Genomic DNA, 11,577 nt, shown 5'->3' on the forward strand with positions numbered 1-11,577 from the left:
TTAAATCCTTGTTAAAAAGAGACATGCATTACAAAAAGAATATAAAGAGTTAATTTTATTTCAACAATCTATATCACCCAGTTAAAAACATTCATAAATCACTCCACAGAAATGAATACCAGATTATTTTTTTTCTTGATTCCTCTAAAAAATAGAGGCTATTTCTCTCTTTTTATACTTTTTTAACATTTGTTTACTAAAAAAACCGCAGATTACTCTGCGGTTTTTGATATCAGTAAAAAAGTGAATTAATTTCCTGCTCCTACTTTTACAGCTGCTGTTTCTACTTTTTTAGTTTCATCTTTTTTGGCATTTTCCCAACCGTCTTCCGGCATCAGGGTAGCTACAATTCTTCCTTTTGTCAGGTATTTTTTAGCAACATCCTGAAGATCTTTTACAGTAAGTGCTTTTACTTTATCCTGATAATTCAGAATCTCGTATTTATCGCTTCCGTCCAATTGATTTTTGGCAAGAGCATTCATCCAGAACATATTATCTTTCAGTTCGGTTTTATTATCATTATATTCTCCTTCTTTGTATTTGTCAAGGTCTTTTTGCTCTGGACCTTTCTCTACAAGTTTCTGAAGTTCGTTAATTGCGCTTTTTGTAAGCTTATCCACATTTTCCGGTCCGCATGGGAAGCTGATACTGAAGTTATACGTACTGTAAGGTATTTTATTCATTCCTCCTCTTGCTCCTCCTCCATAGATACCGCTTTCATCCTCTCTCAGCTTTTCAATGACTTTGATGGTTGCTACTTCTCCCAGAGCAGACAATGCCAATGCTTCTTTTTCATTGTAAGGAGCTTCACCACTGTAAGTAATAGAAACCATACTCTTAGGATCTTTTCCTTTCTTGTATACTTTCGCATAATCTCCGGTCATAGATCTGTATCCTGTATCTTTGAACATTGCTGCTTTTCCTGATGATGGTAAACTTGCGATGTATTGAAGTACTTCATCTTTAAATTTAGCTTCATCAATATTTCCTACGAAATAGAACTGAAAGTTCCCTGCATTAGCAAATTTCTCTTTATAAATATCGTACGCCTTTTTGTAGTCTGTATTCGCCCAGTCTTTTTCCATTGGGAACAATCCGATAAATCTAGGATTTTTCTGATTCATGAATTTTGCATGTTCATTAGAGAAGTATGCCTGTGGATTTGACAAGAGGTTATTCAGCATCGCTGATTGTTTTTCTTTGAAAGCGTTGAATGATGCCGGGTTATAATTTAAACTTGTAAAATAGGAATACATAAGTTCCAAAGCTGTTCCTAAATCTTTCTGAGTGGTTTTCCCTGAAACGCCTTCAAAAAGAGAAGTAATCATAGGGTTTACACTAGCCTGTTTTCCTGCAAGATAATTGGTAAGATCGGCTTTAGAAAATCCTCCTACTCCAGCTTCCGTTAAAGCATTGAAGGCAAACTGAGTTTTATTATAGTCAGCATCTGGAATAATAGAATTTCCCCCTAAGCTTCTTGCAGTAAACACGATTTCATCATCTTTAAAATCTGTTTTTTTGAAAGTCACTTTTGCGCCGTTGCTCAACGTCCAGGTGGTTGTTCCTAATTTTGCATCAGTCTCTGTTTTAGCAATTTTACCTTCAGATTTGAAAGGCTTTACCAAGTTTTTAATCGTGGCTTTTTCTTCATAAGGTTTAAGATCTGCCATCTTTACAGCGTCAAAAGTATTCAGAACCATTGCTTCTGTTGGCATTGTTACCCCTTCTTTCTTAGGACCTGTAATTACGATAACACGACTGTCATCCTTCACCATTTTCTTGATCACCTCGTTGGTTTGTGCAAGAGTAACACTTGGAAGGAATGATTTTGTATCTTCATATTCCCAGGCAATTCCAGGCATAGGTTCCTGCTCCAGGAAGTTTCTTACATATTCATCCACCAGCATATTGCTTTCTGTCTTATCTCTGTTGTTGTAAGATTTTTCAAGGTTGGAAAGCACCTGAGATTTTGCTCTGTCCAGTTCAGATTGAGTAAACCCAAATCTCTTTGCTCTTTCTACTTCTTCAAGCATCACCTTTAAACCATTCAGCTGATTTCCTTCTTTCACCATGGCAAATCCCTGAAATGCTTCTTTGCTTCTCGCATATGTTCCACCATGATACACCGATCCAAAAGTGAAAGGAGGGTTAGTAGAATTGATCAATTCACGAAGTCTGTTATTAAGCATCGTTGTAGAAATATTCTCTACAAGGCTCTGATTGTATTGTTCAATAGTAACATCCGGCTTATAGGCATCAGCATCTTTCATGATAAACTGTACCATGGAGCTGGTAGCATCCGGATCTGTTTCGATGGCTACTAAAGTTTCTTTATGATTAGGTAGGTCAAATGATTTTCTTTCTCTAGGTTTTGCCGGGTTTTTATATTTACTGAAGTTTTCTTTAATCTTCTTTTCAACATCATCTACATTGATGTCTCCTACAACTACAATAGCCATAAGATCCGGTCTGTACCAATCCTGATGGAATTTTCTGATCACATCCGGTTTAAAGTTTTCAAGGACATCTTTTTTCCCGATCGGAAGTCTTTCTGCATATTGAGATTTGTATAAAAGCTTCGGTAAATATTTATCCGCCATCCTTTTATCTGCTCCCAAACCAAGTCTCAACTCTTCAAGAACTACTCCTCTTTCTTTGTTGATCTGCTCATCGGAAAGGGTAGCGTTGAACGCCCAGTCTTCCATTACTTTCAATCCTGCATCAAGATTTCCGGGTTTGTCTAAAGGTACAGGAAGCATATACACCGTTTCATCAAAGCTTGTGTAGGCATTAAGGTGCTGACCGAATTTTACACCGATGGATTGTAAAAAGTCTACGAGTTTATTGTCAGGGAAATTTTTAGTTCCATTGAAGTTCATGTGTTCCATGAAATGGGCTAATCCTCTTTGATTTTCATCTTCAAGAATAGATCCGGCATTGATAGCCAGACGGAAATCGACTTTTTTTTCAGGTAATGTGTTTTTTTTAATGTAATATTTCATCCCGTTGGACAGTGTTCCGATTCTAACGGATTGATCTACAGGAATATTTTGCCCAAAGGCGTTTGAGGACATCAAAAAGATGACCGCAAATGAAGATAATACTTTTCTCATGGTATTTGATTTTATTTACGCATTAAAAGTATCAATTATTCACTATGTACAGAAATGTTAAGACGATGATTTTGAGTTAAATTTGAGTTAAAATTGTTTATATATCAAAAAACCGGGAAAATCCCGGTTTTTTTATCATAAAAGAATGATTCTTATTTAAAATCTGCATCAGTAACGCCAGAATTGATAACAATTTTTGTCGTTTTAATATTCATTTTCTGCCCTGCACCTTCTGCATCTACTTCTGCCGGGAACTGAATTCCGTCAACAGTCATATAACTTTTAATAGTAGCACTTCCTTCTGCCGCTGCAGTTTTATATAAAAGTCCTGTTGACTTATCAAAATAGAACTTTCCTTTGTCGGAAGTCAAAACGTTATAATCTTTACCGTCAATTTTTTCTACTGTAACCGTTTGAAAGTTGGAAGGATCGAAAGCTAAAGCGTCAAGAGGTTTTCCTTTTTTAAGCTCAGCAATTTTATCTGCAGGAATATCTGTTTTATTTCCCATTTGGTCAAAATATCCTTTTTCACCATCAAAAAGCTGGATCATTTCTTTGCCCATAAGAGACTGTACAGATTTGAACTTATTCCCCAGTTTTTTGGTAGTCATTTTAATCTCCATTCCCTGTACAACTACTGTATTATCGGTAATGATAGACTTTACGCTCTCCAATTTCTCTTTTCCACCGGATGCTTTGAAATAATTATCAAGAATATCTTTTGGCGTTTCTTTTGATGCTACAGCTTCTTTTTTTGCAGATACAGCTTCTTTTTTCTGAGCTACCGCAGGAACTGAGAATAAAACAGCACAGAAAAACGGAATGATGATCTTTTTCATATGTAATAAATTTTAAGTGGTAAATATAGGAATATTGACGGAAATATATCGTTATTCATCGATAGATAATAATTGATGAATGTCTGGTTTATAAAAAATAAAAAAACCGTCAAAAACTGACGGTTTTCAAATATTTATATCGGTATATAATTATTTCTTAAGTTCTTCTAAAAATTCGTCGTGAGAAATTTTAGTTTCTTTTTTGCTAGCTTTTTCAAGAATTACATCTTTTAGTTTAGCCATAGCAACTTCAGAAGAGATCTGTCTTACTTGCTCCTGATCTTTTAACATTTCAACAGCATATTTTTGGATCTCCTCATCTCCTAAGTGGTGGATACCGTAGATCGCCAATTGGTTTTTCACCAACTGCTCAGCCTGTGCCAATACATCAGCATAGTCAAGGTTGATTTCGTTATCAGTCATCAATTTACCTTCGATGATCTGGTATCTCAACTGGCTTTTCTCAGCTTCAAGGATTTCTTTAGCCTGCTCTTCAGACTGGATGTTCTGGTTAGAGAATAATAACCATTTTACAAGGAATGATTCAGGAAGTTTTACCTCTTCTTTCTCCGTTACTTGCTCTAATACTTTGTTTACAAAGTGAACATCAGCATTTTGTTGGAAGTACTCGTCTAATTCAGCTTTTACTTTTTCTTTAAGTTCTTCTTCAGACTTAATGTTTCCTTCTCCGTATACTTTGTCGAATAACTCCTGGTTAAGTTCAGCTAAGTTTAATGAATAGAAGTCTTTTACTTTTACTTCCACTTCATTGTGGTGTAGGTGCTCTACTTCAGCAGCACTGAATCCTAATTCTTTTGCCAATTCTTCGTCACCTGCAAGAGTTTCTTTCGTTACTTTTACAGACCCATCCATTTTTAACCCTTTTACCAATTTGAAAGCTTCTTTGTTTTCAGCTGTCACGGTAACATTTTTCGAGTGGTGGTGGTGCTCTCCTTCAGCATCTTCTTCTACCACTTGAGAAACTTCTAAAGCGATGTAAGAATCTTTAGTGATTTTATCTTGAGGAACCTGCTCAGCGAAACGCTTCTGCATGTTTTCAATGCTCTTTCCGATTTCTTTATCAGAAGCTTCTACTTTGTAGTGAGGCGCTTCATATGTAGTTAAATCTATAGTGAATGCAGGCTCATATCCTACTTCAAAAGCAACTTCTAACTGATCAGCATTGTAATCTAATTCATTTACTGGCTGAGGAACAGGCTGACCAACTAATCTTAGTTTGTTTTCGTTAACGTAGTTGTTCAAAGCATCAGAAACCTGTCTGTTGATTTCTTCAAAAGCAATACCTGCTTCATATTGTTTTTTAACCATACTCAAAGGCACTTTCCCTTTTCTGAATCCAGGAACTTGCGCATTTTTAGCATAATTAATCAATTGCTTCTCTACTTTTTCTTTATAGTCAGATTTTTCCAATGTTACTGTAAGCAATGCACTTACATCATCATGGTTTTGTGCGGTAACCTTCATTATTGATTAAAATTTTAGGTTGCAAAAATATGAATTTTTTATGAAAATCACCCATTTAAAATCAACTTATAAAGCCAAATATTGTTAAAAAGACTAGGATATAATTTAAACTCATGGATATAAGGATAAGAATCGTGCTTGAAAAACATCATTTCATGATCAATACACTATCTACAATTTCAAAATATATGTTCATCAGCTATAAAAATAGCGTTACCTTAATAAAGGTTTTTAAAAAGATTTTCTAATTCTATCCTTTTATATAGTAGGTCTACAAAAAAACCACCGGAAAATTCCGGTGGCCCCAAACAAGATTAAAGAATATATTAGTTTATAATATTATAGTTTGCCTGTGCATCTGTTTCTCCTCCGGTGTGTGTTCCATACACAACTCCGTTTCCACTTACTGCAGATGCTTCAGATACCGTTACCGGCTGGTGGAAAAGTGTAAGAACTAACTGACTTGTTGCTGCAGTATTTTTTACCGCAGTATTAACAACCCATCTCGTCTTCAATCCTACATGAGCCCCATCTTTTCTTGTAGAAGATGGATCATCAGTACGTGTTAATGTGATATCAGAATTGGGAAAGTTATATACCAAAAAGTGCTCATCTTTTGCATCTCTGATTTCCTGGGTAGCATTTTCATTTCCATTTTTGAAAATAACTTCTACATCATAGGTATGCCCATTCACCAGTTTAACATTTGGATTAGTCGTACTATTCACCTGATAATCATATACAACAGGAGTTCCGGTTGCCTGATCTGTTACTTTCAACAAAACATCTGAAAGTTCCTCTTGAGGAAGGTCATCTGATTCATCATCACTTCTGTGACAAGAAGTTAAGCTTAAAGAAGTTGCTAAAAAAAGTCCTAAAATAAGAGTTGTATTTTTAAAAATATTTTTCATTTTTTTGATTTTAAATAATTAAAATTGATACTTAAGAGTTAAAATAAAGTTTCTTCCCATTTCGTTGGAAAAGAAACGCAGTCTGTTCAGATAATCTCTGTAAGACGTGTTAAATACATTTCGAACTGAAAAATCAATTCCGAAGTTTTTAGACAGATTCACCCCTGTCTGAAGGTTCCAAAGCGAATATCCGTTTGGAGGGGTAGAAATATCTACGTCTTTATTGTAAGCATTCCCTTCTGAATCGAATAATCTGATCGGAACATTATAGATTGGAAATCTCGTTTGCTTCAAATAAGTATTATTACTTACTGAAAAATAAAAATTCTTCCATTCTTTTTTATTGAATTCCAAAGAATTATTAAAATTAGGAGGCATCATTAAAATAAGAGGTACATTATTGGTAAGATCCTGCCCATAAACATAGGATCCGCTTCCTTTATATGACAGATTATCAGTAATCTTAAGCTGAACATCCAGATCCAATCCATACATTTTTGCATTAATCTGTTGATAGCTATAGATTATGAAAGCTCCACCCCATTGTGTATTCTGATATCCTGTAGGAATCTGATTGATAAAATTCTGGGTATAGAAAAAATACGGGTTTACGGAAACATTCAATCCTTTCAAAACATTTGCTTTTACATCAGCCACTAGATTAAACTGATTTCCAGTTTCACTCTTTATTCTCATATCTCCTCTTTCAATAATAGCTGCTGAGTGATGAAGTCCATCTGCAAAAAGCTCTGCTATATTCGGAGATCTTGAAACTCTGGCATAGTTGAATTTCAGATCAAAATAAGCTGATGGATGATAAACAATACCTGCGTTTGCCGAAATATTATTATAACTTAGAGAAGGTCTTGTAAGAATTCTGTTTTGGTTTATCCTTACTGCAAAATTTGAATAATCTGCTGCATAGGTTTTATTCCAGTCGCTCAAATCATACCATTTTGTCACATCATAATGATCAAAGTCGTATCTTCCTCCTACTTCAAGTTCCAATTTAGGGTCTATTTTATATTTTAATACGGAATAAATTCCCCCGTAATATCTGTCATAGTTAGGAACAAGGCGTCTTGCCTCCGTCTGAGTATTGGAATAGTTATTCTGATACCCTGCGTTGATACCGGTTTCGAGATTCCATTTTCCTCTCTCTATCAGGTGATTCACATTCAGGTCGTTCGTTATCAGCTCGAGATCCAATGCTGGCTTCTTACTGAGTTCATCCGTACGTCTGATATCATATTCTTTTCTGTGATTATACTGAAAACTATATGTAGCCGTGATCTTTCCAAAGTTTTCAAACCTTTTATAGGCAGAAAATTTAGCAATATGATGTTCAATTTCCTGTTTAGGATTATCGATATCATAACTGAAACTTCTTTGATAAATTGGTTCCGGTGCTGTAAGAGCAGCAAGCAGATCTTCAGAATTTCCCACATGAGAACTTCTAAGAATCCCTACTGAACTTTTCGTCAGATAATAATCAAAGGAAAAGCCTTTTTCAAAAGTCATCTTCTGAACCCCAAAGTTAAAGCCAGAGCTTTCAACTCCTGTGTTCATTAATCCATAAGTTGGAGATTCGAGATCACCAAGCTTTTTATAGCTTCCGTTTGTTTTAACTGCCCAGCCATTTTCCCATGTTTTTGCAGCCTTCACATTAAGGCTAGCTCCTCTTCCATTAGATATTCCGGAAAGGGAAATGCTTCCCATAATGGTATCTTTTTTAGGCAAAACCTGAGGTTCTAAAACAACAACTCCTCCAACGGCTCCAGCACCATATTTTAAGGCTGATGCGCCTTTAACGACATCAATATGTTCAAAATTATTGACATCAACGTTGGGTGCGTGTTCTACTCCCCATTCCTGTTCTGCTAATTTTACCCCATCATTCAAAATGGAAACTCTACTTCCGTAAAGGCCATGAATGATTGGTTTTGTGATATTGTTTCCTGTCTTAAGAGCGTTAACTCCCGATATATTTGTTAACAGGTTTCCTAAGTTTTCGGTAGTATTTCTTGAAATCATCGATTTATCAATGACTTTTACAACCATACTTCCATTATTCTTATGGCTTCCGTGAACAGTAACAGTTTCAATATCCTTGATATGATGCTCTAGGGTAATTACCACATGAACATCCTGGTCAACTCCTATATTTTCAGTATAATCATTGCAATCAGGATGTTGGGCAATGAGTGTATACTTTCCTGCAGGAATTTTATCAAAAGAAAATTTACCTTTCTTATCTGTTTTGGTTGTAAAGGTTCCAATTTTAATCACCGCATTTTCCAACGCTGTCTTATCATGAAAATCCTGAACGGTTCCCTGTACAGTATAATTTTTTTGTGCACTTGTAAACACTGATCCACAAAAGATCAGCATCAGGCAATATATCAATTTCATTGTATATAGATTGATTGCGTACCCTTTCAAAAGGTACATTTTTCGTTAAAAATTGTAGAATGGGTCCGTTTTATTGTACACAGTAAAATGCACAAATGATAAAAGGTCAAAGTTTAGGGTTGAGAAGCAATGGATATCTATTTTATGGGCAGAATAGCCGATTACAGATACATCTACATCTTATCTTCCAACAACTTTAAACGTTAAACATCCAATATTGAGCTTTAAAGCACAATATGGTAAACCCAATAAGAATCTATTGATTATGCAATGGTCGGGGGGCCCCGAAGTTGAAACGTGAATTTGGTCTGAGACCAGATTTTCTCCTGGATCGTAATGATCTGCTTTACTTCCTGAGTGTAGTGTTCAAAAGTAAAGCTGAAATCCTCAGGAGCTAAGGTGTGTCCGGTTACCAAAAAGTGGCAGGCCAGACAGTCGCCAGCTTTCTCTTTAGTAGCAGCTTTCGTCATCGTATTTTCTGTTTTCTTAAGGTTAAAGCCTTTAAAAAGGTCTACAGAATCATGATGGTGAAAGCTTTGAGAAAGCAGCGCAAGAAAGTATATCCCAAACAACAGCTTGGAGATAAAACTTTTTAAATTTCTGCTTTCTTTAAAAATCATGGGTCAAAATTATGAAAATAATTTAATTGTTTCCTTAAAGTTTTATTAAATTACTTTTATTATTATAAACAATAAGTTGAAATGAATTATTTTTTGTTACAAAAAAGCTTCATAATTTCTGGATTATGAAGCTTTTATATTATTTGTTTAGTCAAGTTGAGTTCCTAGATATTCCCACTCCTGCAGAGCCGAATCCAGGTCTTCTTTTGTCTTATTATACTTTTCAAGTGTTTCATCAGAAGGGTTTTCTTTAGCAAAAGAGGTTTCCATTTCCTCTACTTTCGCTTCAAGTTCAGAAATTCTTTCTTCTACTTTTTTAATTTTATTCTGAATATTCTTCTGTTCTTTACTTACAATATTGGAAGCCTGACTTGTAGTTACAACCGGTTTTTCTTCTGCCTTTTTAGGTTCCGGTTTTACTTCTTCACTGTGAAGTTTAGCTTTCTCAGCAGAAATCTCTCTAATCGTTTCCTTTTGTCTGTACTCAAGATATTCGTTGATATCACCAAGGAATTCTTTCATTTTTCCATCACGGAATTCATAGATCTTATCACAAAGCCCCTGTAGGAATTCTCTGTCGTGAGAAATTACAATTAAAGTTCCTTCAAAGTTCTGCAATGCCAGCTTGATGATCTCTTTAGACTGGATATCCAAGTGGTTGGTAGGTTCGTCCATGATCAGGGTGTTGAAAGGACGAAGTAACAGTTTACAAAGCGCCAGACGGTTTCTTTCTCCTCCGGAAAGCACTTTTGTCTTTTTGGAAACGGCTTCTCCCTGGAAAAGGAAAGATCCTAACAAATCTCTTACTCTTGGTCTTGTCTCTTCTGTTGCAGCATCTTCAGCTTCTTCAAGAACGGTTTTATTCGGTGTTAAAACTTCTTCCTGATTTTGGGCAAAATATCCGATATTAACATTATGACCAAGATTCCAAGATCCTGAATAGTCTTTAATATCTCCGGCAAGAATTTTGGCAAGTGTCGTTTTCCCTTGTCCGTTCTGACCTAATAGAGCAATTCTGTCTCCTCTCTGAACGATAAAGTCTACATCATCAAAAATCTGTTTCTGACCATATGCTTTACCTAGGTTCTCAGCTTCGAAAATCACTTTTCCTGGAACCATAGACTGAACGAAACGGATATTGAATTTTGAAACGTCTTCGTTATCGACTTCAATACGCTCTATTTTGTCTAATTTTTTGATCAACGACTGTGCGAAAGATGCTTTGGTAGCACTAGCACGGAATTTGTTGATATTATCTTCCATCTGTTTGATCTCCGCATCCTGATTTTTCTTAGCCTGAATCAGTTTTTCACGGCGATCTTCACGCATGATCAAATATTTGGTATAATTGGCCTTATAATCGTCAACTTTTCTATTATTGATATCAAAAGTACGGTTACAAACGGCTGTCATAAACTGCTTATCGTGACTTACCAGGACGATTGCTCCCGGATAGTCTTTCAAGAAGTTTTCCAGCCAGATGATAGATTCCATATCAAGGTGGTTGGTAGGCTCATCGAGAAGCATAATGTCATTCTTCTGAAGAAGCAGTTTGGCCAACTCGATTCTCATTCTCCATCCTCCTGAAAATTCATCGGTAATTTTTTGGAAATCATCGGCTTTAAATCCTAAACCAAATAATACTTTCTCCATATCACCTTCAAGATTGTAGGCGTCATGGTTCATCAAAAGGTCATTCAGTTCAGTCATTTTATTGATCAGATCAATATAAGAATCGCTTTCGTAGTCGGTTCTTGTAGCCATCTGATGATTAACTTCCTCCAATTCATTTTTCCATGCATTGATCTGCTCAAAGGCCTGCATTGTTTCGTTCCAAACAGTTCTTCCTTTTACAAAATCAAGATCCTGCTTCAGGAAACCGATTGTAACACTTCCTTCTGTCACAACGTCTCCTTCGTAGAAATTAATTTCCCCGGAAAGCATTTTTAATAAAGTGGATTTCCCCGCTCCATTTTTTCCTACGAGACCTACTTTATCATCCTTTTTAATGGTGAAATTGACGTTTTGAAATAAATAATTTCCCGAATGGTGTAATCCTAAACCTTGAACCGAAAGCATTTTTTAAATTGATTGTTTAATAATGAGTAATGAATTTTCGGGTGCAAAAATACGGAAAAAGAAATGAATACTGTAGAAATTAAAAAACTACCAAAAGAAAGCTGTTTTAAGCGCCAGT

7 protein-coding genes are annotated in these 11,577 nt (G+C 35.6%); all 7 read right to left on the reverse strand.

Annotated features, from left to right (window positions below; all coding sequences use genetic code 11):
- Nucleotides 1-248: 248 nt before the first annotated feature.
- Nucleotides 249-3,113, reverse strand: a complete 2,865-nt coding sequence (locus ACL9RH_RS13380) for a M16 family metallopeptidase (protein ID WP_422693870.1) — start codon at nucleotides 3,111-3,113, stop codon at nucleotides 249-251.
- Between the two features lie 152 nt (nucleotides 3,114-3,265).
- Nucleotides 3,266-3,952, reverse strand: coding sequence for a hypothetical protein (locus ACL9RH_RS13385; RefSeq protein WP_422693871.1), 687 nt, complete (start codon nucleotides 3,950-3,952; stop codon nucleotides 3,266-3,268).
- A 150-nt stretch (nucleotides 3,953-4,102) separates the two neighbouring features.
- Complete coding sequence (locus ACL9RH_RS13390; protein ID WP_422693872.1) at nucleotides 4,103-5,437, reverse strand: trigger factor; 1,335 nt, start codon at nucleotides 5,435-5,437, stop codon at nucleotides 4,103-4,105.
- Between the two features lie 326 nt (nucleotides 5,438-5,763).
- A complete protein-coding gene (locus tag ACL9RH_RS13395; RefSeq protein ID WP_422693873.1) occupies nucleotides 5,764-6,348 on the reverse strand; it encodes a hypothetical protein in 585 nt (194 codons plus the stop codon).
- Nucleotides 6,349-6,366: 18 nt separating this feature from the next.
- Nucleotides 6,367-8,760, reverse strand: a complete 2,394-nt coding sequence (locus ACL9RH_RS13400; protein ID WP_422693874.1) for a TonB-dependent receptor — start codon at nucleotides 8,758-8,760, stop codon at nucleotides 6,367-6,369.
- 263 nt (nucleotides 8,761-9,023) lie between these two features.
- Entirely contained in the window at nucleotides 9,024-9,380 is a 357-nt protein-coding gene (locus tag ACL9RH_RS13405) for a hypothetical protein (RefSeq protein ID WP_422693875.1), read from the reverse strand.
- A gap of 147 nt (nucleotides 9,381-9,527) precedes the next feature.
- A complete protein-coding gene (locus tag ACL9RH_RS13410; protein WP_422693876.1) occupies nucleotides 9,528-11,459 on the reverse strand; it encodes an ABC-F family ATP-binding cassette domain-containing protein in 1,932 nt (643 codons plus the stop codon).
- Nucleotides 11,460-11,577 lie beyond the last annotated feature (118 nt).

The organism is Chryseobacterium sp. Mn2064, from assembly GCF_049319685.1.
GTDB lineage: Bacteria > Bacteroidota > Bacteroidia > Flavobacteriales > Weeksellaceae > Chryseobacterium.